Raw genomic sequence first — 24687 nt, 5'->3', positions numbered from 1 at the left:
GGGAAGTGTGAAGAGAATGGAATTATTGAAGGGGAATGCAGTAAATTTAAATGATACAGCTTATTACAATAATCGAGAGTTAAGTTGGTTAGCATTTAATGAACGTGTCTTACAAGAAGCGCAAGATGCAAATAATCCACTTTTGGAAAGATTGAAATTTATTAGTATTTTTAGTTCGAATTTAGATGAATTTTTTATGGTACGTGTAGCGGGATTAAAGGATCAAGTGAGTGCTGGATTTAATCAACCAGAAAATAAAGCTGGCTTAACACCAAAAAAGCAATTAAATAAAATTGCGATAAAAGCCCATGCACTAATGACAGTACAATATGATACATTTAAAAATTATGTATTACCAGCGCTTGAGTTAGAGGGAATTGAACGTTTAACATTCAATGATTTGACGAAAGAGCAGCGAGAATTTATAGAAGAGTATTTTGATGAGCAAATTTTTCCGGTGTTAACTCCTGTAGCTATTGATGCATATCGCCCATTTCCAATGTTATTAAACAAAAGTTTGAATTTGGCTACTCTTTTATATGATGAGAAGCAAGCGGAAGAAGAAAACAGGACGAAATTAGGAATTGTGCAAGTTCCTTCATTACTTGAGCGCTTCATAATTTTACCGAGCGAAGGGCAAAAGCATAAATTTATTTTATTAGAAGACGTAATTAGTAGCTTTACTCATAAATTATTTACGGGATATACAGTATCATCTGTTACTCGTTTCCGTATTACACGCAATGCAGATTTAACGATTCATGAAGAAGGTGCGAGAGATTTATTAAAGGTAATTGAAAAAGAATTAAAAAAGCGTAAGTGGGGGGCTGCTGTTCGTTTAGAGGTTGGGAAAGAACACATTGATGAAAGAGTATTAGCATTATTATATGAGGTTCTGGAAGTAAAAGATGAAGATGTATATATAATGGATGGTCCATTAGATTTAACATGTTTGTTTTCTTTATATAAAAAACTAGCTCCTTTATATGAACATCTTGTATATCCAGCTCTTATTCCGCAACCGCCTCAAGATTTAGGTGATGAAGAAGATGTATTTGAAAAAGCAATTGAGCATGATATTTTATTACATCATCCTTTTGAATCCTTTCAGCCGGTAGTTGATTTTGTTCGTGATGCGGCAGACGATCCGAATGTACTTGCGATTAAACAAACGTTATATCGTGTAAGTGGTGATTCACCAATTATTCAGGCGTTAAAGATAGCGGCTGAAAAGGGAAAACAAGTGACGGTATTAGTTGAATTAAAGGCAAGGTTTGATGAAGAAAACAACGTTCATTGGGCTAAAGAATTGGAACAGGCAGGCTGTCATGTTATTTACGGTGTAAGTCACTTGAAAACACATAGTAAAATTACGTTAGTTGTAAGAAGAAAAAACGGAAAAATTGAAAGGTTCGTACATCTTGGAACTGGAAACTATAATGATGCAACAGCGAAGTTATATACTGATTTTGGATATATTACATCAAGAAAAGACTTTGGGGTTGATGCAACCAATTTCTTTAATTATTTAAGTGGTTATACAACAAAGCCACAGTTTCATCATTTATCGGTTGCACCATTTGATATAAGAGAGCAATTTATAGATTTAATAGATGAAGAAATCCGTTATCATAGGCAATATGGCAATGGATATATTATCGCTAAGATGAATTCATTAACAGATAAACCATTAATAAAAAAAATGTACGAAGCATCACAAGCTGGAGTAAAGGTAGAGCTCATTGTTCGAGGGACATGTTGCCTACGACCTGGCATTTCAAATGTAAGTGAAAATATTCGTGTAGTTAGTGTTGTTGGAAGATATTTAGAACATAGCCGTATTTATTATTTCCATCATAATGGGGAGGAGAAAATATATTTATCTTCAGCTGATTTGATGACGCGAAATATGGAGAAGCGAGTGGAAATATCTTTCCCGATATTAGATATTGAAATGAAGGCACGAATTAAGGCGATTTTACAGCTTACATTAGCTGATAATGTGAAAACACGTGAACAAAATAAAGATGGTGATTACTATTATGTTATTAATGGTAGTACAGAAGAAATTGATAGCCAAGTGAAGTTGTTTAAGATGGCGTATCAAAATACAGACGCTGAATAATAAAAAAAGTAAAAACCTCTTATGTCAATAAGAGGTTTTTACTTTTTTCTACTCATATGCTCCAAAAATGGAAGGATGAGTAGAAACAATAGTTTTATTATAAGCGTGTAATGAGATGGCTCGTTGAGAGAATAATATTTGAAAGAATCTTTATTTTAACTTAGTAATAGTATGGTTGCTGACATGGTCCACCGTAACAAGGATAAGGTGCTGGCGGCGGAAAAGGTGGTGGATAAGGTGGATAAAATGGTCGAGGGCCGAAAGCTAATGCTCCGCCGAGCAATCCACCAGCAATTCCAGCTAGAAAGGGAACGCCAAAAAACGGGAAGAAGCGTGAGTCGCCTACTGGACCAATAGGTGCTGAACGGACTGGAATTGGTTGATAATATGGATACATGAACATACCTCCTTTATTGGACTCATTTTTATCATATGGTAAACGAAACATGGATGAGCGCGTACAAGAAAGGATATGTAAGAAAATAGGCGAATTATTACGAATGTTGGAGTGTAAAAATTGTGATTTCAGGTTTTGACATAAAACGAAATGGGACACGTGTTCTTCCCAGGCCTCGATTGACATAGAGAGTTAAATCCTGAATTGTATAGAAGCCTTCAATATAGTCTTTGGCGAGTGAAGGTGTAATAATAGTTCCTAAAAAAGGAATTTGTACTTGTCCGCCGTGACTATGACCAGAAAGTTGCAAGTTGATTGGATATCTAGAAACTTGGGGCGCGATATCTGGTTCGTGAACAAGAACAATGTTATAAGTACTTTGCCGTGCATGCGCTAATGTTTTCTCTATTTTTGGTTTGCCTAGTAGTATATCATCGAGACCGAAAATAGAAATTTCACTATTATCCATTAGACGAATTCTTTTTTCACTATTTAGCAATAGCTCAAATCCTGATTCACGCATGATGTGCTCATAGTATTCAGTTCCATATCCACCGTGATCATGGTTACCATAAATAGCGAATTTACCGAAGGGGGCTTGTATATTTTTTAAAATGGATGCAACGAAAGGAGTGTCAGTATACGTTTGATAATTATCAATGAGATCTCCGGTAAAAAGGACAATATCTGGATTTACAGCATTAATTTTAGAAACAACTTTAGATAAATGTTGAAGCGAGAAATAGTATCCGAGATGTAAATCGCTGAATTGAAGAATTTTCATACCATGAAAACTTTTTGGGATGAGTTGTGATTTTAATGTGTGCTGTGTAAAAGAAATGAAATGGGGCTCTATATATTTAGCATAGTAGTATCCGATGCTGCTGGTTATAAATGAATAGAGACAAGTACGCATACCAATTTTTAAAAAATTTCTTCTTGTAATGTGCTTCATAAAAATATGAGTATACCTCAATGTTTTTATTCCATTTATAGGCTACTCAAATCTCCTTTCAGTTTATTTAAAATATACTTTACATAATAAAAAAGTAGTATAGATTACGAAAAAAAATGAATAAAAAGAAAGTTCTTTACGTTAAAATATCAGAAAAGTTTAAAAATATAAAGATTTCTATTAAATAAAGTGATAAAATGAATATGTATTCATTTTTTGGAGGGGATGTATGTGAAAGAAAAGGTAGTTATTATAACAGGTGGATCGAGTGGAATGGGAAAAGGAATGGCGACTCGTTTTGCAAAAGAAGGGGCACGAGTTGTTATTACAGGACGTACAAAGGAAAAACTAGAGGAAACAAAGTTGGAAATTGAACAATTTCCAGGGCAAGTATTACCTGTACAAATGGATGTAAGAAATACGGATGACATTCAGAAAATGATTGAACAGATTGATGAGAAGTTTGGGAGAATTGATGTTTTAATAAATAATGCAGCTGGAAACTTTATTTGTCCAGCAGAAGATTTATCTGTGAATGGCTGGAATTCAGTCATTAATATTGTGTTAAATGGTACGTTTTACTGTAGTCATGCTGTCGGAAAATATTGGATTGAAAAAGGTATAAAAGGGAATATCATTAACATGGTAGCAACATATGCATGGGATGCTGGTCCAGGAGTTATTCATTCGGCTGCAGCGAAGGCAGGAGTATTAGCGATGACGAAGACGCTCGCTGTTGAGTGGGGACGTAAATATGGAATACGAGTTAACGCTATCGCGCCAGGACCAATTGAACGTACGGGCGGTGCTGATAAATTATGGATTTCAGAAGAAATGGCTAAACGTACGATACAAAGTGTTCCGCTTGGAAGGCTGGGTACGCCAGAAGAAATCGCTGGTCTAGCTTATTATTTATGTTCAGATGAAGCTGCGTACATAAATGGAACTTGCATGACAATGGATGGAGGACAACATTTACATCAATATCCATTTTAAAAGGGATAAAAAAATGAATGTTTGATTCATTTTTTATGGTTAAATGTGACGGAATTGTGACATATGAAAGAAAAGTGTTTACAAGAGGTCATATATACGTTATATTTAAGACCTCTTTTTTCTTCATAGTAGAATTGCTAATTCCCCTTAGCATTTTACCCCTCTAATCCCTTCAGGAAAACTGAAGGGATTTTTTATTATTTTTCCGTAAATATCATGTTATAATTTTTGAAAAGTAAAGGGAGGGAAGCACGTTGATAGATGCATTAGATGTAATGAGTAACTTGGATAAAGTCCTTCCTTATTATCAAGCTATTTTTAGTGCTGATGAGCATACTGTAATTGGATACGAAGTAGTAGGACGTATTCAAACAGAAGAGGGCATACAAAGTTTAGCTTCTTTCTTTCACGATGATTCGATTCCAAGTGAATTTCAACTGGAAGCGGATAATATTATAGTAGAAAAAGCTTTAAATCGTTATTTAGAAAGCGATCAAAAATTATTATTATTTATACATCGGAATGCTAATGTATTAATGAATGATGATGATGAAAGCTTGCTTCAACTTTTATTGAGGTATGAAGAACAAGGTTTAAATTTAAAACAAATTGTTTTAGAGATTACAGAGCATGAATGTAAAGAAGATATAGAGCAATTTAATCATTTGCTTATGTATTATCGTACATATGGTATTCAAATTTCGATTAATAAAGTCGGAACGGGCACAAGTAATTTAGAGCGTATTAGCGTGTTAGCACCTGATATTTTAAAAGTAGATTTAACGAACTTAAGGCAAACAGCACTTTTACAATCTTATCAAGATATTTTATATTCTTTATCATTACTTGCTAGAAGAATTGGTGCAACTTTGTTATATGAAGAAATAGATGCTTTTTATCAACTGCAATATGCTTGGAAGAACGGCGGAAGATATTATCAAGGTAATTATTTGAAAGAATGTTTACCTGATTTTATTGAAACGAATGTTTTGAAAGAGCGACTTGGTAATGAATGTCATCAGTTTATTCAACATGAAAAGAAGAAGTTACAAAAAATTTATAATTTAACAGAGATGTTACGCGATCGCATTGGCGATGTTTTATCAAAACAAAAAAAGAATGAAGATATCAATGATTGGTTATTACAATTTAGTCAAAGTGTATCACAGTATAGTTTTCGCATATTTATTTGTAATGAAGATGGTTTCCAACAATCAGGAAATGTTATGAAAAAAGATGGAGAATGGATTGTGATGCCGGATTATTATATGAAGAACTGGAGTTGGCGCCCGTATTTTCTCGAGAATATCATGAAAATGCGTTTTGAGAATAAGGCAAGGCTTTCAGATTTATATGCAGATATCGAAACGGGCGAAATGGTACGAACATTTTCTTTCCCAATAGATGATGACAACTTTTTATTTATAGATTTATCATATGAATATTTATATGAAGAAGATGTTTTATTTTAATGCACGAAGAGATTCGTGCATTTTTTGTTTGTTTTTATCATAAATTGGTAATAGTGAAAATGGTGATGAAAATGCTGTCTATCGTTGTAAAGATTTTACGAACGAAATCTGTCCTTTCTTTGCATAATCATTGTTACAATGAATACTACAAAGACAAGTTCTTTTAAAAGGAAGGTGAAAAAATGAGGAAATATGGAATATGGCTTGTTCTATTTGTATGTGTTGCCTTTCTAGTTGGTTATAGTGTTACGACTGTTTTAGGGAAAGAGGAAGTGGAAGTGGATCGGAAAGAAGTATTTACAACGATACAAAAAGGCTATGAAACCCAGTTTTCAATTCGTGGGAAGCATTTGCCGATGAATAAGATGATAGAGACGTTATCACCGTATTTTACAGATAATTTCCTTCAAGTATTTACAGATGAAAATAGCAGAAGTGATAAACAAAGTGGTGAATATTTACTTCCGGCAAAAGAAGCACCGTTTTCTTTTAATTCAGAAACGAAAATGTCGTATGATCAAGAGCATAAAAATTTATATGTATATGAGCGGACAAAAAGTGGACAATATCAAATTGTAACATTGAAAAGGGATCAAGATAAATGGAAGTTAGCAGGATATCATGAAAGTCAGGAACTTTTAACTGAAATAAAAAGGTTGCAACAATTATAAAGTGAAACTTTTAATTAGTGGGAGTTTTACTACCTACAAACAGCGGGATAAGAATAGGAATAGGTATTTACCTATTCCTATTCTATATTGAGTAGTTGTTGTAACTTTTCAATTTGAAAACCTGCAACTACTTCGCCATCAATTACGACTGTTGGAGTTGAATAGGAATCATAGTCGTTTAAAAGACGGTTGCGAGCAGCAGGGTCTTTTTTTACGTCAAATTCTTCATATGCAACGTTATTATGCTTCAAAAATTCTTTCACAATAACACATGGCGGACAATCAGGTTGTGTATAAACCTCAATTTTTTTCATTGTAATTCCTCCCTTTTTCTGTTTTTTATTATATTCTTCCAGTATGAAAACCGCAATAAAGAAGAGGAAATATGTTCTTTCTGTTTTTTCCTTCGCATTTCGACAAATTTTAGTTGAGTTTCTGGCTAATAACCTTTATCCTAGAGTGTGGAACATTTTTTCTGTTATGACGGATAGAATGAGTATAGCTGTAAAACCTATTGGTAGGAAGATCAGAGAAAGGAGAGATTTCATGTCTCTACTCCAAGGAATTTTAACTCGACTTGTTAGTCTACAAGAACAAGCTGAAAGCGGTGAAGTAGCACAACGCTATTTTGAAGTGAACGGTGAGCGCAAATGTAGCGTGAAATTTTTCGATAAAAGTGAAATGTATGAGTTAGAAGTGTATCAACAAGGTGAAAAACCTCAAGTGTACCAATTCGATAATATCGACATGGTTGCAATTGAGATTTACGATATCATTTCTTGATACATATAAAAAAGGTACTGCCATATGGCAGTACCTTTTTTAGTTCTATTACTTTCCAGCGTAATGTATAGAAGTTTTTGATTTTTCCTACAATGGTATTAAAATGAAAATTTAATCCGTGCAAGTTTGCTTATCCATGTGGATAAGTAGTCCCGTCAACCGGGTGAATATGTGAAGCTAAACTTCTCACAATTGCTGGGTTCTGCAAATAGCGGGAGAAATATAACTAGGAGGTTATCGTATGGAACGTTTACCAGTTGTGATTTGTCCTAATTGTCAAAGTTCTGCTGAGATTATTCATGTATTAACGGCTCAATCTAATCAAAATGTAATTTATACGTGTCAAGTTTGTCACTTTGTAATTCGAAATATTGAAACGAATAAAGGATAGGAAGTTATAATTTTAGTTTTTGTCCCATACAATGAGAATACGAAAAGTCTGTCTAATTGAAAGGACGTGACTCTGTGGACGGTGCACATAAATTTTACAATGTTTCAGAGAGACATTTAAATTTTGATATGGTCTTTAACCGTATTTGTAGTTTCATTGAAAAGGATCCGCGAAATTTGTATCGATTATCCATTGGGACAGACTCGCAAGCGCATCAAAAGGATACGAGGTTTATTACAGCAATCCATATTCATCGTGTTGGAAAAGGTGCCTGGGGTTGTTTACACCATAGATCAGTAAAAGATAAGCCAGCGACCTTACGTGAGAAAATATATTTAGAAACGCAGTTTAGTCAAGAAATCGCATGTCTATTTACGCCTACTCATATACAAACAATATGGGAGTTATTGCATCCTTATGCTCAAGATGGGGCTGGATTCATAATGGAAATTCATTTAGACATTGGGAATGATGGTTTAACAAGAGAATTTATTTTAGATATGACAGAAAAAATTCGAGCGATGGGATTAACTGCAAAAATTAAGCCGGATGCTTATGCGGCGTTTAGTTATGCAAATCGATATACGAAATGATTTTTTGTATGTTTATAATTGCTACATATCTTTTGGTAAAAACTGAATATTACATCTATTAAATAGGTTAAATTTTTTATATAATAAGAGTGAGTAACGATGCGAGTGTAAGGAGAGGGGTATATGCAAAGGGAAGTTGTTTTAACGAAGGAAGAAGAAAGTTTACTACTAGATATTTTATTTCAGCAAAATTATGCAAGTGAAATTTTAGCTGTGGAACTTACGGACATTGAGAATGGTTTGAAACAGACAGATGTGATGCAATATAAAAAAATCACAAGGTTATTTTACAGATTAAAAAATAAAGGGTATTAAGTGCTACCGGAATGGTAGTCTTTTTTTTGTGCTGTATGCTAAAATAGCTGTGTGATTGTATTTTTATTGAAATAAATTTAGGACAAAATAATAATATGAAAACGCTGTCATAAAATGTGAATAGAGTTATGAACATAAGCAGGAAAAAGGGAAAATGGGGGATGTAATATGATTAGTATTCCGAAAGACGAATTTCAACAAATTCTTGTGAAGGATTTAATGATTTCATCGGAAAAAGTAGCTCATGTCCAAATTGGAAATGGTTTAGAACATGCTTTACTCGTTCTTGTGAAATCTGGATATTCGGCGATACCTGTCTTAGATCCAATGTATAAATTACATGGTTTGATTAGTACGGCCATGATATTAGATGGTATATTAGGATTAGAGCGTATTGAGTTTGAAAGACTTGATGATATGAAAGTAGAGCAGGTGATGAAGGAAGATATACCTTTTCTTAAATTAGAAGATTCATTTGCAAAAGCTTTAGAAATGACAATTGATCATCCTTTTATTTGCGCTGTTAATGAAGAAGGCTATTTTGAGGGGATTTTAACACGTCGGGCTATTTTAAAATTGTTGAATAAGAAAGTAAGGCAACATAATCGATAACGTGAGAAAAGTGACTTCATAGAAACGAAGAAGTCACTTTTTTTTCGTGCATATCACTTGTGTATGTATTATATTAAAAAAGACATAAAACATAAGGGAAGTTTGCGCTGAAAAATTGTATTTTCTGAATGAAAGCTTAATGGAATAAGGTGTATGGAAGCTAAGGAAAGAGGGAGAAAGTTGCAAATTGATGATTTTCAAATGATGGTTGTGTTAGCTCAGGAATCAAATATGAGAAAAGCGGCGGAACGTTTATTTGTTTCACAACCTGCGCTGAGTCAACGATTACAATCTATGGAGAAACAATGGGGAATGAAGTTTTTTATTCGCTCACAAAAAGGATTGACAATTACACCTGAAGGGGAAAAAGTTGCAAATTATGCCAAAGAAATGTTGCAAAAGGAAGAGGATATAAAAAGTGAGCTAGCTGTTTTTAGAACGGAAACTCATGGAACTTTAAAAATAGCTGTTGCATCAGTTATTGGTCAATATTGGCTCCCTCCTGTTTTGAAAAAGTTTGTGCATAAATATCCTTCTGTAAAGATATCGCTGTTTACTGGATGGAGTAGTGAAGTGCAAAAGCAGTTTTATGAAGGAGACGTTCATGTTGCTATACTGAGGGGAACACAAGAATATAAAGGTCAAAAGCAACAATTATTTGAAGATGAACTGTATTTAGTTGATAAAGAAATAAAAGATATTTCGATGCTAAAAGAAACAAATAGACCGTTCATTCAATTTAAAAGTGACTCAACTTATTATGGACAAATACAAAATTGGTGGTATGGTTTATTTTCTAATCCGCCTAAGCGAACGATTGTAGTTGACCAAATTGAAACATGCAAACAACTTGTTTTAAATGGTATAGGTTACGCCCTTTTACCTTCTACTGTTTTAAAGGAAGTACAGGAAAATATGTATAAAACACCTGTTCAACTGACGAGAGAAACATGGTTGTTAACAAGTGACTCGGCAAGGCAGTTGAAGCAAGTACAAGCATTTTTAGAAATTATAGAAGAAATTCAAAGGGAAAAATAAGATTATTATCTTGCTACTCGCTCTTTCGTTTGGTAGAGTAACATTATAAATGGATTTAGGAGGCAACAAGAATGAAAATGATGGACGCTAACGAAATTATTTCGTTTATTCAAAAAAGTGAAAAGAAAACTCCTGTAAAGGTATACATAAAAGGGGATTTAAAAGAAGTAACATTCCCTGAAACAGTACAAGCATTTGTGAATAAAAAATCAGGTGTATTATTCGGAGAATGGTCTGAAATTAAGACAATTCTTGATGAGAATAATAAGCACATCGTTGACTACGTTGTAGAAAACGATCGTCGTAATTCTGCAATTCCAATGCTTGATTTAAAAGGTATTAAAGCTCGCATCGAGCCAGGTGCTATTATTCGTGACCATGTTGAAATTGGTGACAACGCTGTAATTATGATGAATGCAACAATTAACATTGGTGCTGTAATTGGTGAAGGTTCTATGATCGACATGAACGCAGTACTTGGTGGACGTGCAACAGTCGGTAAAAACTGTCACGTAGGTGCAGGTGCTGTACTTGCAGGTGTTATTGAGCCACCTTCTGCAAAACCAGTTATCGTTGAAGATGATGTAGTAATCGGTGCAAACGTAGTTGTTTTAGAGGGTGTTACAGTAGGTAAAGGTGCAGTTGTAGCAGCAGGAGCTGTTGTAACAGAAGATGTGCCTCCATACACAGTTGTTGCAGGTACTCCAGCACGTGTAATTAAAGAAATTGATGAGAAGACAAAAGCAAAAACAGAAATTAAACAAGAGCTTCGTCAATTAAACCCAGAGAAATAAAAAGTAAAAAAAGCGTAAGAGCGTAAATGGGCTCTTACGCTTTTTATAGATAGAGGTGCAAAAATGACAGTAAGCAAATTTGTCCAAATTCGTAGAGATCTACATAGAATTCCGGAAATTGGATTTAAGGAATGGAAAACACAACAGTATATTTTAGATTATATAGGAACACTTTCTCTTGAATTTGTGGAAGTGAAGACATGGAAAACGGGTGTAATCGTTAAAGTAAATGGAAAAAATCCAGAAAAAATAATAGGTTATCGTGCAGATATAGATGGTCTGCCAATTACAGAGGAAACTGGATATGAGTTTGCTTCTATTCATGAAGGAATGATGCATGCATGTGGCCACGATGTACATACAACAATCGGTTTAGGCCTTCTAACGAAAGCTGTGAGCGAAAGAATAGATGATGACCTTGTATTTCTATTCCAGCCAGCAGAAGAAGGACCAGGCGGTGCTCTTCCTATGTTAGAAAGTGAAGAGTTAAAAGAATGGAAACCAAATATAATTCTTGGTCTTCATATTGCACCAGAATACGCTGTAGGGACAATTGCAACGAAAGAAGGACTGTTATTTGCTAATACTTCAGAATTATATATTGATTTAAAAGGGAAAGGTGGCCATGCTGCCTATCCGCATACTGCAAATGATATGATTGTTGCAGCGAGTCATCTTGTTACACAGCTTCAATCCGTTATTAGTCGCAATGTAAATCCTCTTGATAGTGCAGTAATTACAATCGGGAAAATTACAGGTGGTACGGTTCAAAATATTATTGCAGAAAAATCTCGTTTAGAAGGAACGATTCGAACATTATCAGTGGAATCAATGAAGCGTGTGAAAAGCAGAATTGAGGCAATTGTTGCAGGTATCGAAGCTTCTTTCCAGTGTGAGGCGATTATAGATTACGGAGCAATGTATCATCAAGTATATAATCATGAAGAGTTAACAAGAGAGTTTATGCAATTTGTACATAAACAAACAGATATGAATGTTATTACATGTACTGAGGCAATGACAGGTGAAGATTTTGGTTATATGCTTCGAGAAATCCCTGGATTTATGTTTTGGCTTGGAGTAAATTCAGAATATGGTTTACATCATGCAAAATTAAAACCAGACGAAGAAGTGATTGAAAAGGCAATTACATTTTTAAGCCAATATGTAAAGTGGAAAGGGAATAGAAAATAAAACTTCCGCTTTATTGAAGGTTCCAAAAAACTTTTTGTTATGAGGTGTAAGTAACGCTCGTATAGAGTGATTTTAGACATTTACATACAAATGAAAGAATAAAGTTAATTGGACTGTTTTAATAATGAGCAGGGGGTTTTTAGCCACTGCTCATTATTAATTATTTGACTAACTTATATATGTTTACTTTTAGTATGAAAAGTGTGTAAAATCAATGTGAAACATAGAAAAAAGGGTGGGGAATTACGTGCAAATTAGCAGTGCGATTTTATGTTTCGTCTTATATGCGTATGTTATTATTGCGGCGGTTTATTTTGGGATAAGTTTTTATGCCTATCGTTTAGTCGATAATAATGAATATGACGAAACATACAAATGGGTGAAGAGATATTTATCACCTGTACTAGAAATTATGAATGGGTTTGTGCTCTTTTTATTTATTGGATTAATTGCTTTCTCAACGAGTTTAGTAGGGAATAAAACTACGTTATTTGTATTAGGTATCATTATTTTTATGTTGTTAGGAATAAGGATTGGTAATACGGTCTTTTGGAATGAAAGAAAAGTAGATGGTTGGACGGGAATGTTAATTCCATGCATGTTAGCTGCAATCGTGACAAATATAGAACATGAATATTATCAATTACATTTTTGGCTTATTATCGTTTTAACAATTCTTTCTGTTTTGTATATAAGCACAGTAGTACTAACATATATTGCACATGAAAAAGGTGATGTTAAAGGCACTCGTTTCTTTAGAGGACGGGCATTATTTTGGAGTGTGCCGACGATGGCAGTTATCGCGCTTATTGCGATATTAGTAAATGGATATCAATTTTCTAGTTGGCAACTATTTTTAGAAAATTGGTGGATCTTTATCTTTTCGTTTATTGCTTTTTTAGGTGCAACGCATTATTTATTCCATCAACATCATTACATATGGGCGTTGTTATTTGCATTCATACAGCTTCTATTTGCCTTTTTTGGTCAAGAAACATTATTATTCGTTTTTGAAACATTTAGTTCGTTTGGAAATATATTTGTATTTGCTATGTTACTTGTTGGTATCGCTTTTTACTTGCAACAATATTTTTATATACAAAAACAAAAATAAGAGCTAATTACAGTTTTTGTGACGCATATAAAGTGTGTTACACTGAAAATAAATAGTACTTGAAGTTATTGGAGGAATTCCTGTGGGTGAGAAAGAAAAAGAATTTGCTGTCATTGGACTTGGTCGCTTTGGTGGAAGTATTTGCCGAGAACTAGCTCAATTAGGTATGGAAGTAATGGCAATCGACTCAGATGAGGATAAAATTAATGAATTTGCAAATATAGCTTCGCATGCTGTAATTGCAGATTCAACAGATGAGATGGTATTAAAAAGCCTTGGTATTCGAAATTTTGATCACGTAGTCGTTGCTATTGGAGATAATTTAAATTCAAGTATTCTAACTACTTTGATTTTGAAAGAATTGGGTGTAAAAAATATTACTGTAAAAGCTCAAAATGATTATCATGAAAAAGTGTTAAGTAAAATAGGTGCAGATCATATTGTGCATCCAGAACGTGATATGGGAAAAAGGATTGCTAATAATATTGCATCAAGCAATGTGTTAGACTACCTTGAGCTTTCAGATGAGCATAGTATTGTAGAGATTATTGCGAATAAAAAAATTGATGGGCACTCTTTAATTGAATTAGATATTCGTGCGAAGTTTGGATTGAATATTGTAGCAATTAAACGAGGTAAAGAAGTTATCGTATCCCCTCGGGCTACGGAGAATATTCAAGCAGGAGATATATTAATTGTCATTGGTCATGACGATGAAGTGGATCGATTTAAACACTTTTTAAGATAAGAGAAAAGGACAATGCCTTCATAGCATTGTCCTTTTTCTTATATTTCCATAATGATTGGTAAAATCATTGGACGGCGTTTCGTTTTCTCATATAGGAATGGAGCTAATGTGTCTGTAATTTCATTTTTAATTTCAGACCATTGTGTTGTTTTACGCTCCATTACTTTTTCTAAATGAGTTGTAATTAATGTTTGTGCATCATTGATTAAATCGCTGCTTTCACGCATGTAAACGAAACCGCGTGAGATGATATCAGGTCCTGCTGCAACTTTAAATTCTTTCATATCAATGCTTACAACTACAATTACAAGTCCTTCTTCAGAAAGGATACGACGATCTCGTAATACGATATTGCCGATATCCCCAATACCGTTTCCATCAATGTAGACCGAACCAGATGGGATTTTTCCAGCTACGCTAGCTTCATCAGAACGTAAAGCAAGAACATCGCCATTATCCATAATGAAGCAATTTTCTTCAGGGATACCACAATCATTTGCTATGTTCATGTGCATACGCTGCATACGATATTCACCATGAATTGGCATGAAGTACTTCGGTTTAATTAGACGTAACATTAACTTTTGTTCTTCTTGTCCACCGTGTCCACTTGTATGGATATTTGAAAGTTTCCCGTGAATTACATCAGCGCCAGCGCGGTACAACATGTTAATTGTACGACTTACGCTAATTGTATTTCCTGGAATTGGTGAAGAAGAGAAAACAACTGTATCTCCAGGAATAATTTGAATTTGGCGGTGTGTACCGTTTGCAATACGTGAAAGTGCTGCCATCGGTTCACCTTGACTACCTGTACATAAAATAACAACTTTATTAGCTGGTAAGCGGTTTAGTTGAGATGCATCTATGAATGTATCTTTCGGGCAACGAATATAACCAAGGTTTTGTCCGATTTCAATCGCTGCTTCCATACTTCGACCAAACACAGCTACTTTACGGTTGTTTTCAACAGCAGCTTCAATAACTTGTTGTAAGCGGTGAATATTTGATGCAAAGGTTGCGAATATAATCCGTCCGTCTACTTTACGGAAAATGTCTTGAATGCTATCACCAACGCGACGCTCAGACATAGTAAAGTTTGGAACTTCACTGTTCGTACTATCAGATAATAGACATAGCACGCCATCTTTACCGATTTCAGCCATTTTTGTTAAATCAGCTGGTTCACCAACTGGTGTGAAATCAAATTTGAAATCACCTGTATGAACAACTTGACCTTGAGGTGTTTTCACAACAACGCCGTACGAATCTGGAATACTGTGAGTTGTACGGAAGAAGGATACAGACGTTTTTTTGAATTTAATAACGTCATCTTCTTGAATTTCGTAAAGTTTTGCTTTACGAAGTAAGCCGTGTTCTTCCAATTTGTTTTTGATGAGTGCAATTGCTAATTTTCCGCCGTAAATCGGGATGTTCACTTGACGTAATAGGTAAGGGATTCCGCCGATATGATCTTCGTGACCATGTGTAATGAATAACCCTTTAATTTTATCTTCGTTTCGCACAAAATAAGTGTAGTCTGGTATTACATAATCGATTCCGAGAAGTTCGTCCTCTGGAAATTTAATTCCAGCATCAATTATAATAATTTCATCTTGAAATTGAACAGCGTATGTATTTTTACCGATTTCACCAAGCCCACCGAGAGCAAATACAGCAACTTGGTCGTTTTTTAGAAATTTCATATCGCTATACGATTTCCGCTAATGTTAAATCAGCGTTTTCTTTTTCATATTCAAGATGAGCGCCAGTAACAGACTGAACAAACTCGATATTATATGCGAACTTATTTAATTTTGTACGAACATCCTTTTCAGACGTAGCCTCTAAATATAAAACTTTTGTATTTTCACGTACTGGAACCTCAGTTAATTTTTCTTGATAAAATACTTTAAAAATCATTTGGAAAACCTCTCCTTGTCTATGTTTTGCATTATCTGTTACTTATTATAAAGCAAACAGTCACGATTTTCATGTTTTTTCGAATGAGAATGAAGAAAAAGCCCGAAATGGGCACAATTTAAGCGATTGTCTTTTTACGGACTAGACCGTTTAAATAACGCTTGAGCTTTTTCTTCAGCTTCTTCAGCATGATTACTCCTTCCTTTCCTTATTTTAAACATGCATATTACTAGTGAGAATTCTATCTCTGATATAAGAGATAGGACAAAAGTGAATGGTGAGTCTTGTCCTTTCCCATACAGTGAAAGTTATTCTATAGTAACGATTAGTAGCCGTTAGTTATAGGTATAGTATGAGGAAGAATGGAAAAGAAAATTCATCCGAACAAGTATCCACATGTTTTACTAATATATATATGCAAAGTTTACAAATAAGGTCAGAAAGGGAACGCTTTCTTCACAGATGTTTAATATGTTATACTTTTTTTTAGAATTTGAAAAGTGATATTCAAAATAGGAATATAGAGTGCCAGAAAGGATTTTGACAAATGAATGATAAAATTGTCTTTTTTGATATTGATGGAACATTATTAGATCATGATAAAAAAATTCCACAATCTACACGAGATGCAGTAAAACAGTTACAAGAAAAAGGTGTACATGTAGCAATTGCGACAGGGCGCGCGCCATTTATGTTCGAAGATATTCGTAAGGAACTTGATATACATAATTATGTTAGTTTTAATGGACAATACGTTGTCTTTGAAGATGAGGTAATATTTAATAATCCGTTACATCCAGATGCTTTACATAAGTTTACTCAGTTTGCAAAACAAGAAGGATATCCACTTGTATATCTTGACCATCAAGATATGAGAGCATCAGTGGAATATCATGATTATGTGAAAGAAGGCTTTGGAAGCTTAAACTTTGAGCATCCAGCATATGAGCCTAATTTTTATGAGGAACGTAATATTTATCAAACACTACTTTTTTGTGAAGTAAATGAAGAGGAAAAGTTTATTAATCATTATCCAGATTTTCATTTTATTCGTTGGCATGCATATTCAATGGATATCATTCCGAATGGTGGTTCTAAGGCAAAAGGAATTGAGAAATACATTGAAAAGTTAGGTTTTAATCGTGATCAAGTGTATGCATTTGGAGATGGTTTAAATGATTTAGAAATGATTGAAGCCGTTGGCACAGGTATTGTGATGGGAAATGGCCATGAAGACTTGAAAAAACTTGCAAATCATGTGACAAAGGATGTTAGTGAAGACGGTATATATCATGGACTAAAGTGGGCTGGATTGCTATAAGTGAATATGGAACCCATTTCATAATAAAGAGGCGGAAGTTAATCTTCCGCCTCTTTATTATTATCGCTCTAGAGGTTTGGAATCATCAGGAGCGGCAAAAGGATTTTCTTTATTGATATGGTCATAGAACATAACGCCATTTAAATGGTCAATCTCGTGTTGGAATACGATTGCTGGTAAACCTTTTAAACGCAATTTTACTTCTTCGCCGTTAATAGAAGTTGCTTTTACTGTAATTCTTGTATAACGAGGAACATAACCAGGTACTTCGCGGTCTACAGATAGACAGCCTTCACCACCCTGTAAATATGTACGTTCAACAGAATGGCTAATGATTTTTGGATTGAATAATGCATGGCTATATAATGTACCATCCGCATCGGTTACATGAACTGCAATCATTTTTTTGGAAACACCGATTTGCGGAGCCGCTAATCCGATTCCAGGGCGTAAACTATATTTTTCAGCCATTTCAGGATCTTGGCTATTTATTACGAATTCAATCATTTCTTTTAAGGTAGTTGTATCTTCTTCGCTTGCCGGTAATGACACCTCTTCTGCAACGTCGCGCAAAATAGGATCTCCTTCGCGAATAACATCTTTCATTGTAAGCATATGTAATCTCTCCTTTCCTCTTTAGTCTACCAAAGGAGAGGGAAAAAGTCATCGGCAAGAAAGGGTAGGCATTTTGGAAATCGTTCTATTATAGAGTAGTTATGTATGTGATAAACAGAAAAAGACGGCAAAGCCGTCTTTTTCTTTCCATAGTTGTTTCGTTTTACATTAGCGAATGCAAGCAGCACCAACGATAATTAAAAGAATAAACAACACAACGATTAAGGCGAAGCCGCGTCCAGACCCGCCACAAGAACCGCCATAACCGTAGGAAGGATATGAACAAGTTGGATAGCAATATGAGTATCCGTACATGAGATGACCTCCTTTATCATTTCCCGCTAATACTGCGGTTACTATAATGTATGGAAGAGGGGGTGGAAATGTATAGGTATTTACCTAAAAAAGGAAGAGTAGTTTGTATATTTTTGTTACGAAGAGAGAAAAACTAAAGAGAATTAAATCGTTTACATATTATTCTAAGAGAAAAAATAAGTGAAAAAGGGAATAATATAACAGTAGGTCAATGCTTACTAATACAGATGTAAAAAATAAAAACACGTTTGTGTAGTAGAAACCTGCATATTATTTATAAAAAAACGTATTCAAAGTAATTGACATCGTAATTAGAATAGTTGTAAACTAAAAAACGTGATCAAGATTGTATTAATATGTTTCTGAAAAAACATTAGTACAGATTGTTAGGTACACAAAATTATTCTCAACCGACAGACAAACATGTTGGTTTACATCGTTGCGCTTTTTAAACTGGAAAATAGCCAGTGAAAGCGTTTCAGAATATGGTTCAAGAGAGGAAGAGGTGAACGGAATGGGTACTAAAACAAAAAAGACCCTATTTAATGTTGATGAGCAAATGAAAGCTATCGCAGCTCAATTTGAAACATTACAAATTTTAAATGAAAACGGTGAAGTTGTGAATGAAGCAGCTATGCCTGAATTATCTGATGATCAATTAAAAGAATTAATGCGTCGTATGGTGTATACACGCGTATTAGATCAACGTTCTATTTCTTTAAACCGTCAAGGACGTTTAGGTTTCTACGCACCTACAGCTGGACAAGAAGCTTCTCAATTAGCGAGTCATTTCGCACTTGAAGCAGAAGACTTCATCTTACCAGGGTACCGTGATGTACCACAATTAGTATGGCACGGATTACCATTATACCAAGCATTCTTATTCTCTCGTGGACACTTTATGGGTAACCAAATGCCTGAGAATGTAAATGCATTAGCTCCACAAATCATTATCGGTGCGCAAATCATCCAAACTGCTGGTGTTGCGTTAGGTATGAAACTACGTGGTAAAAAATCTGTTGCAATTACTTACACTGGTGACGGTGGTGCTTCACAAGGTGACTTCTACGAAGGTATGAACTTTGCAGGTGCATTCAAAGCTCCAGCAATCTTCGTTGTTCAAAACAACCGTTATGCAATTTCTACTCCAGTAGAAAAGCAATCTGCAGCTAAAACTGTAGCACAAAAAGCAGTAGCAGCAGGTATTTACGGAATTCAAGTAGACGGTATGGATCCATTAGCTGTATACGCAGCAACTGCTTTCGCTCGTGAGCGCGCAGTAAATGGCGAAGGCCCTACTTTAATCGAGACTTTAACATTCCGTTACGGTCCACATACAATGGCTGGTGATGACCCAACTCGTTACCGTACAAAAGATATCGAAAACGAATGGGAACAAAAAGACCCAATCGTACGCTTCCGTAAGTTCTTAGAAGCTAAAGGCCTATGGTCTCAAGAAGTTGAAGAGACAGTAATCGAAGAAGCAAAAGAAGATATCAAACAAGCAATTGCTAAGGCTGACCAAGCTCCAAAACAAAAAGTAACTGATTTAATGGAAATCATGTACGAAAAAATGCCTTACAACTTAGCTGAACAATATGAAATTTACAAAGAAAAGGAGTCGAAGTAAGCCATGGCTCAAATGACAATGATTCAAGCAATCACTGATGCTTTACGCGTTGAAATGAAAAATGATCCTAACGTACTTGTATTTGGTGAAGACGTTGGTGTAAACGGTGGTGTATTCCGTGCTACTGAAGGTTTACAAGCTGAATTTGGTGAAGATCGTGTAATGGATACTCCACTTGCAGAGTCTGGTATTGGTGGACTTGCAGTTGGTCTTGCACTTGAAGGATTCCGTCCAGTTCCAGAAATCCAATTCTTCGGTTTCGTTTTTGAAGTAATGGATTCAATTTCTGGTCAATTGGCTCGTATGCGTTACCGTTCTGGTGGACGTTGGACTGCTCCAGTAACAGTTCGTTCTCCATTCGGTGGTGGTGTTCATACTCCTGAACTACATGCTGATAGCTTAGAAGGATTAGTGGCTCAACAACCTGGTCTAAAAGTTGTTATTCCATCTACTCCATACGATGCTAAAGGTCTTTTAATCTCTGCGATTCGTGACAACGATCCAGTTATCTACTTAGAGCATATGAAATTGTACCGTTCATTCCGTCAAGATGTACCAGAAGGCGAATACACAATTGATTTAGGTAAAGCTGATATCAAACGTGAAGGTACAGATGTATCTGTTATCGCTTACGGTGCTATGGTTCACGCTGCATTAAAAGCTGCTGAAGAACTTGAAAAAGAAGGTATCTCTTTAGAGGTTGTTGACTTACGTACAGTTCAACCATTAGATATCGAAACAATCATCGCTTCTGTTGAAAAAACAGGTCGCGTAGTTGTAGTTCAAGAAGCTCAAAAACAAGCTGGTATTGCAGCTAACGTTGTAGCGGAAATTAACGACCGTGCAATCTTAAACTTAGAAGCTCCAGTTGTACGTGTTGCAGCTGCTGATACAGTATTCCCATTCTCTCAAGCAGAGAGCGTATGGTTACCAAACCACAAGGATATTGTTGAAGCTGTAAACAAAGTAATGAACTTCTAATTTTTAGTTTTTCATGTGCAAAAGAAATCAGCACATGCTGGTTTCTTTTGTACATATTCCATAATAATGAAATGAATCAGGGGGCTGAATTCCGTGGCATTTGAATTTAAACTACCAGATATCGGTGAAGGTATCCACGAAGGTGAAATCGTAAAATGGTTTATTAAACCAGGCGATGAAGTAAATGAAGACGATGTACTTCTTGAAGTACAAAATGATAAAGCAGTAGTAGAAATCCCTTCTCCTGTTAAAGGTAAAGTACTTGAAGTACTTGTAGAAGAAGGAACAGTTGCAATCGTAGGAGATACATTAATTAAATTTGATGCTCCTGGATACGAAAACCTTAAATTTAAAGGTGACGATCATGATGAAGCTCCAAAAGCTGAAGAAGCAGCAGTAGAAGCTCCAGCAGCGGAAGCTACTCCAGCAGCAACTGCAGAAGTAGTAAATGAGCGCGTAATCGCTATGCCATCTGTTCGTAAATACGCTCGTGAAAAAGGTGTAGACATTCATAAAGTAGCTGGTACTGGTAAGAACGGCCGTATCGTAAAAGCTGACATCGATGCATTTGCAAATGGTGGACAAACTGTAGCAGCAACTGAGGCTCCAGCAGCAGTAGAAGCTACTCCAGCAGCAGCGAAAGAAGAAGCACCAAAAGCACAACCAATTCCAGCTGGTGAATATCCAGAAACTCGTGAGAAAATGAGTGGTATCCGTAAAGCGATTGCGAAAGCAATGGTTAACTCTAAACACACAGCTCCTCACGTAACATTAATGGATGAAGTTGATGTAACTGAGCTTGTTGCTCACCGTAAGAAGTTCAAAGCAGTAGCAGCTGACAAAGGTATTAAATTAACTTACCTTCCATACGTTGTTAAAGCTTTAACATCTGCATTACGTGAATACCCAATGTTAAACACTTCTTTAGACGATGCATCTCAAGAAGTAGTTCATAAACATTACTTCAACATCGGTATCGCAGCTGATACAGACAAAGGTCTATTAGTACCAGTTGTTAAAGATACAGATCGTAAGTCTATCTTCACTATTTCTAACGAGATCAATGATCTTGCTGGTAAAGCACGTGAAGGTCGTCTAGCTCCAACTGAAATGAAAGGTGCTTCTTGCACAATTACAAACATTGGTTCTGCAGGTGGACAATGGTTCACTCCAGTTATCAATCACCCAGAAGTAGCAATCCTTGGTATCGGCCGTATCGCTGAAAAACCAGTTGTGAAAAATGGTGAGATCGTTGCAGCTCCAGTATTAGCATTATCTCTAAGCTTTGACCATCGTTTAATTGACGGCGCAACTGCTCAAAAAGCGTTAAACCAAATTAAACGTCTATTGAATGACCCACAATTATTAGTAATGGAGGCGTAATAACAATGGTAGTAGGAGATTTCCCAATTGAATTAGATACAGTCGTTGTTGGTGCAGGTCCTGGTGGATACGTTGCGGCAATTCGTGCAGCACAATTAGGTCAAAAGGTAGCAATCATTGAAAAAGCTAACCTTGGTGGCGTATGCTTAAACGTTGGATGTATTCCTTCAAAAGCGTTAATCAATGCAGGTCATCGTTATGAGAATGCAATGCATTCTGATGACATGGGTATCACTGCAGAGAACGTAAAAGTTGACTTTACAAAAGTTCAAGAATGGAAAAACGGCGTAGTTAAGAAATTAACTGGCGGTGTTGAAGGCCTTCTTAAAGGTAACAAAGTTGAAATCATTCGCGGTGAAGCTTACTTCGTAGATGCTAATACATTACGCGTTATGACTGAAGATGCAGCTCAAACTTATACGTTTAAAAATGCTGTTCTTGCAACTGGTTCTACACCAATCGAAATTCCAGGATTCAAATACTCTAAACGTGTTATCAACTCTACAGGTGCTTTAAGCTTACCTGAAATTCCTAAAAAACTTGTTGTAATCGGCGGCGGTTACATCGGTATGGAATTAGGTACTGCATATGCTAACTTCGGTACAGAAGTTACTGTAGTAGAAGCTGGCGACGAAATCTTAGCTGGTTTCGAAAAAGCTATGAGCTCTGTTGTTAAACGTGCTCTACAGAAAAAAGGTAACGTAAATATCCATACAAAAGCTATGGCTAAAGGCGTTGAAGAAACAGAAACTGGCGTAAAAGTTAGCTTTGAAGTTAAAGGTGAAATCCAAACTGTAGAAGCAGATTACGTATTAGTAACTGTAGGTCGTCGTCCAAACACTCAAGAAATCGGTCTTGAGCAAGTTGGAGTTAAAATGACTGACCGCGGCATCATCGAAATCGATGAGCAATGTCGTACAAATGTACCAAACATCTATGCAATCGGTGATATCGTTCCTGGACCACCATTAGCTCACAAAGCTTCTTACGAAGGTAAAGTAGCTGTAGAAGCAATTAGTGGCCATGCATCAGCTATCGATTACATCGGAATTCCTGCAGTATGCTTCACTGATCCAGAATTAGCATCTGTTGGTTACACTAAAAAACAAGCTGAAGAAGCTGGAATGACTGTAACTGTATCTAAGTTCCCATTCGCTGCTAACGGTCGTGCATTATCATTAAACAGCACTGACGGTTTCCTACAACTTGTAACACGTAAAGAAGATGGTCTTCTTGTAGGTGCTCAAGTTGCAGGTGCAGGTGCTTCTGATATTATCTCTGAGATTGGTTTAGCTATCGAAGCTGGAATGACAGCTGAAGATATCGCTCAAACAATCCATGCTCACCCAACATTAGGTGAAATCACAATGGAAGCAGCTGAAGTTGCTCTTGGAATGCCAATTCACATTGTAAAATAATTTAAGTAATGTAAATAGCCCCTCTCTTATTGTAAGAGAGGGGCTATTTTTATTTTCATCAAATGACTTGCAAGGTCTTTAAACGTACTTGTCGAATGAATATATAATACTTTAACAAATGATTTAGGCGTAACTTACTTCAAAGGTAATATATATCATCCTATAATATGTAATTGATTCAAACTTAACCCCATATATTAATAAAATAGAGCATGTCAAAGGAGAAGGTTCCATGAAAATATTACATGTTATATTTTATCATTTACTACTATGGAGTGGCTTTTCCACTGTATTAACATTATCGAATGGTGATAAGTTTCATTATAAAGTTATTCTTTTTTTCGTATTCCTGTATTTAGCCTATGTAATAGCGTATTTTGTATTACACGTAAGAAAGCAAGCGTTATTTCTTACATGTTCGAATTGTATACTATTTTTAATCGTATTATTTATTTTTTAAATTAACGTTTATAAAAATACATTGTTCTTCCATTAAATAATTGTAACTCTCCTTCTAATTTCTTCGCTAAAAAACGGCAAAATTCATTTGCTTTCCCTTTGTCACCATATGTTGCATTAGGTGGTAAAGAAACTTGGATGAAAAATTGTTCATTTTCTATACCAACACCAATATAAATTGAGTCATACCGGTCGTGATTAGATTGAAGTTTTAATGTTGTTGTAGATGTATCTAAAATTTCATAAGGAAAAGCGGTATTTGTATACGTGTAATTAATTTGGGCACCAGTTTTAGAAGTAACTGTTTTATAATAATGAAAAAGTTGTTTTATATCATCTATTGAAACAGATTGTTGGTTGGATTTTGGTACAAGCGTAATAAAGGCGTGTTGCATATAAGTTCCCCCTAACTTAGTAGAATACTATCATTCTACATCCTACTGA

28 protein-coding genes are annotated in these 24687 nt (G+C 35.3%); 20 read left to right on the top strand and 8 right to left on the bottom strand.

Going from position 1 to position 24687, the window contains the following annotated elements:
* The first annotated feature begins 16 nt into the window (after nt 1-16).
* On the top strand, nt 17-2125 hold the full coding sequence (locus BUA87_RS20605; RefSeq protein ID WP_000421681.1) for a polyphosphate kinase: 2109 nt from the start codon (nt 17-19) through the stop codon (nt 2123-2125).
* Between the two features lie 160 nt (nt 2126-2285).
* Here BUA87_RS20605 and BUA87_RS20600 read toward each other — a convergent pair whose 3' ends face one another.
* A complete protein-coding gene (locus tag BUA87_RS20600; protein WP_000283738.1) occupies nt 2286-2522 on the bottom strand; it encodes a hypothetical protein in 237 nt (78 codons plus the stop codon).
* 97 nt (nt 2523-2619) lie between these two features.
* Complete coding sequence (locus tag BUA87_RS20595) at nt 2620-3477, bottom strand: metallophosphoesterase (RefSeq protein WP_071713552.1); 858 nt, start codon at nt 3475-3477, stop codon at nt 2620-2622.
* A gap of 231 nt (nt 3478-3708) precedes the next feature.
* On the opposite strand from BUA87_RS20595, the gene fadH reads away from it, so the two are divergent.
* From fadH to BUA87_RS20580, 3 genes are all read left to right on the top strand, one after another.
* Nucleotides 3709-4473, top strand: coding sequence for a 2,4-dienoyl-CoA reductase (gene fadH, locus BUA87_RS20590; RefSeq protein WP_000660913.1), 765 nt, complete (start codon nt 3709-3711; stop codon nt 4471-4473).
* A gap of 254 nt (nt 4474-4727) precedes the next feature.
* On the top strand, nt 4728-5945 hold the full coding sequence (locus BUA87_RS20585; protein WP_000564307.1) for an EAL domain-containing protein: 1218 nt from the start codon (nt 4728-4730) through the stop codon (nt 5943-5945).
* Nucleotides 5946-6127: 182 nt separating this feature from the next.
* Nucleotides 6128-6616, top strand: coding sequence for a DUF3993 domain-containing protein (locus tag BUA87_RS20580; RefSeq protein WP_001233805.1), 489 nt, complete (start codon nt 6128-6130; stop codon nt 6614-6616).
* A gap of 77 nt (nt 6617-6693) precedes the next feature.
* Here the strand turns inward: BUA87_RS20580 and BUA87_RS20575 are convergent, their stop codons facing one another.
* The gene (locus tag BUA87_RS20575; protein WP_071713520.1) at nt 6694-6930 is read right to left on the bottom strand and encodes a glutaredoxin family protein; all 237 of its coding nucleotides are present in this window, start codon (nt 6928-6930) and stop codon (nt 6694-6696) included.
* A gap of 232 nt (nt 6931-7162) precedes the next feature.
* Between BUA87_RS20575 and BUA87_RS20570 the strand changes: the two genes are divergently transcribed.
* The 10 genes from BUA87_RS20570 (at nt 7163) to BUA87_RS20530 (ending at nt 14198) form a co-directional block, all read left to right on the top strand.
* The gene (locus tag BUA87_RS20570) at nt 7163-7399 is read left to right on the top strand and encodes a YkuJ family protein (RefSeq protein ID WP_000055151.1); all 237 of its coding nucleotides are present in this window, start codon (nt 7163-7165) and stop codon (nt 7397-7399) included.
* Between the two features lie 241 nt (nt 7400-7640).
* The gene (locus tag BUA87_RS31405) at nt 7641-7790 is read left to right on the top strand and encodes a hypothetical protein (RefSeq protein ID WP_000440540.1); all 150 of its coding nucleotides are present in this window, start codon (nt 7641-7643) and stop codon (nt 7788-7790) included.
* Nucleotides 7791-7864: 74 nt separating this feature from the next.
* Nucleotides 7865-8383, top strand: coding sequence for a ribonuclease H-like YkuK family protein (locus BUA87_RS20565; protein ID WP_000348490.1), 519 nt, complete (start codon nt 7865-7867; stop codon nt 8381-8383).
* 123 nt (nt 8384-8506) lie between these two features.
* Nucleotides 8507-8698, top strand: a complete 192-nt coding sequence (gene abbA / locus BUA87_RS20560; protein ID WP_001188692.1) for an antirepressor AbbA — start codon at nt 8507-8509, stop codon at nt 8696-8698.
* Nucleotides 8699-8866: 168 nt separating this feature from the next.
* Entirely contained in the window at nt 8867-9310 is a 444-nt protein-coding gene (gene cbpB, locus BUA87_RS20555; protein ID WP_072940557.1) for a cyclic-di-AMP-binding protein CbpB, read from the top strand.
* 153 nt (nt 9311-9463) lie between these two features.
* Nucleotides 9464-10348 (top strand): LysR family transcriptional regulator, encoded by an 885-nt coding sequence (locus BUA87_RS20550; protein WP_002094125.1) that lies wholly within the window; start codon nt 9464-9466, stop codon nt 10346-10348.
* 71 nt (nt 10349-10419) lie between these two features.
* Nucleotides 10420-11142, top strand: a complete 723-nt coding sequence (gene dapD / locus BUA87_RS20545) for a 2,3,4,5-tetrahydropyridine-2,6-dicarboxylate N-acetyltransferase (RefSeq protein ID WP_000783241.1) — start codon at nt 10420-10422, stop codon at nt 11140-11142.
* 63 nt (nt 11143-11205) lie between these two features.
* Entirely contained in the window at nt 11206-12336 is a 1131-nt protein-coding gene (locus tag BUA87_RS20540; RefSeq protein WP_000218677.1) for an N-acetyldiaminopimelate deacetylase, read from the top strand.
* Between the two features lie 247 nt (nt 12337-12583).
* A complete protein-coding gene (locus BUA87_RS20535) occupies nt 12584-13450 on the top strand; it encodes a hypothetical protein (RefSeq protein WP_001167322.1) in 867 nt (288 codons plus the stop codon).
* An 82-nt stretch (nt 13451-13532) separates the two neighbouring features.
* Nucleotides 13533-14198, top strand: a complete 666-nt coding sequence (locus BUA87_RS20530) for a potassium channel family protein (RefSeq protein WP_000504032.1) — start codon at nt 13533-13535, stop codon at nt 14196-14198.
* A 38-nt stretch (nt 14199-14236) separates the two neighbouring features.
* Here BUA87_RS20530 and rnjA read toward each other — a convergent pair whose 3' ends face one another.
* Nucleotides 14237-15904: a ribonuclease J1 gene (rnjA, locus tag BUA87_RS20525; protein ID WP_000670375.1), complete on the bottom strand. Its 1668-nt coding sequence runs from the start codon at nt 15902-15904 to the stop codon at nt 14237-14239.
* A gap of 4 nt (nt 15905-15908) precedes the next feature.
* Complete coding sequence (locus BUA87_RS20520) at nt 15909-16121, bottom strand: DNA-dependent RNA polymerase subunit epsilon (RefSeq protein ID WP_000576435.1); 213 nt, start codon at nt 16119-16121, stop codon at nt 15909-15911.
* Nucleotides 16122-16668: 547 nt separating this feature from the next.
* On the opposite strand from BUA87_RS20520, the gene BUA87_RS20510 reads away from it, so the two are divergent.
* Complete coding sequence (locus BUA87_RS20510; protein WP_000998269.1) at nt 16669-17442, top strand: Cof-type HAD-IIB family hydrolase; 774 nt, start codon at nt 16669-16671, stop codon at nt 17440-17442.
* 60 nt (nt 17443-17502) lie between these two features.
* On the opposite strand, the gene def is transcribed toward BUA87_RS20510, so the two are convergent.
* On the bottom strand, nt 17503-18057 hold the full coding sequence (gene def, locus BUA87_RS20505) for a peptide deformylase (protein WP_000957039.1): 555 nt from the start codon (nt 18055-18057) through the stop codon (nt 17503-17505).
* A 168-nt stretch (nt 18058-18225) separates the two neighbouring features.
* Complete coding sequence (locus tag BUA87_RS20500; RefSeq protein ID WP_000274562.1) at nt 18226-18372, bottom strand: YjcZ family sporulation protein; 147 nt, start codon at nt 18370-18372, stop codon at nt 18226-18228.
* Between the two features lie 514 nt (nt 18373-18886).
* On the opposite strand from BUA87_RS20500, the gene pdhA reads away from it, so the two are divergent.
* From pdhA to BUA87_RS20475, 5 genes are all read left to right on the top strand, one after another.
* On the top strand, nt 18887-20002 hold the full coding sequence (gene pdhA, locus BUA87_RS20495) for a pyruvate dehydrogenase E1 component subunit alpha (RefSeq protein WP_000536895.1): 1116 nt from the start codon (nt 18887-18889) through the stop codon (nt 20000-20002).
* A gap of 3 nt (nt 20003-20005) precedes the next feature.
* Nucleotides 20006-20983, top strand: coding sequence for a pyruvate dehydrogenase complex E1 component subunit beta (gene pdhB / locus BUA87_RS20490; RefSeq protein ID WP_000068163.1), 978 nt, complete (start codon nt 20006-20008; stop codon nt 20981-20983).
* 93 nt (nt 20984-21076) lie between these two features.
* Nucleotides 21077-22366 (top strand): pyruvate dehydrogenase complex dihydrolipoyllysine-residue acetyltransferase, encoded by a 1290-nt coding sequence (gene pdhC / locus BUA87_RS20485; RefSeq protein ID WP_000863420.1) that lies wholly within the window; start codon nt 21077-21079, stop codon nt 22364-22366.
* A gap of 5 nt (nt 22367-22371) precedes the next feature.
* Nucleotides 22372-23784: a dihydrolipoyl dehydrogenase gene (gene lpdA / locus BUA87_RS20480; protein ID WP_000260104.1), complete on the top strand. Its 1413-nt coding sequence runs from the start codon at nt 22372-22374 to the stop codon at nt 23782-23784.
* Between the two features lie 232 nt (nt 23785-24016).
* Nucleotides 24017-24244: a hypothetical protein gene (locus tag BUA87_RS20475; protein ID WP_000697470.1), complete on the top strand. Its 228-nt coding sequence runs from the start codon at nt 24017-24019 to the stop codon at nt 24242-24244.
* A 1-nt stretch (nt 24245) separates the two neighbouring features.
* On the opposite strand, the gene BUA87_RS20470 is transcribed toward BUA87_RS20475, so the two are convergent.
* Nucleotides 24246-24638 (bottom strand): DUF1885 family protein, encoded by a 393-nt coding sequence (locus BUA87_RS20470; RefSeq protein ID WP_001163297.1) that lies wholly within the window; start codon nt 24636-24638, stop codon nt 24246-24248.
* Nucleotides 24639-24687: the final 49 nt, after the last annotated feature.

The organism is Bacillus sp. bc15 (assembly GCF_900142585.1).
Taxonomy (GTDB): domain Bacteria; phylum Bacillota; class Bacilli; order Bacillales; family Bacillaceae_G; genus Bacillus_A; species Bacillus_A cereus.
This window is presented reverse-complemented; position numbering and strand designations above follow the sequence as displayed.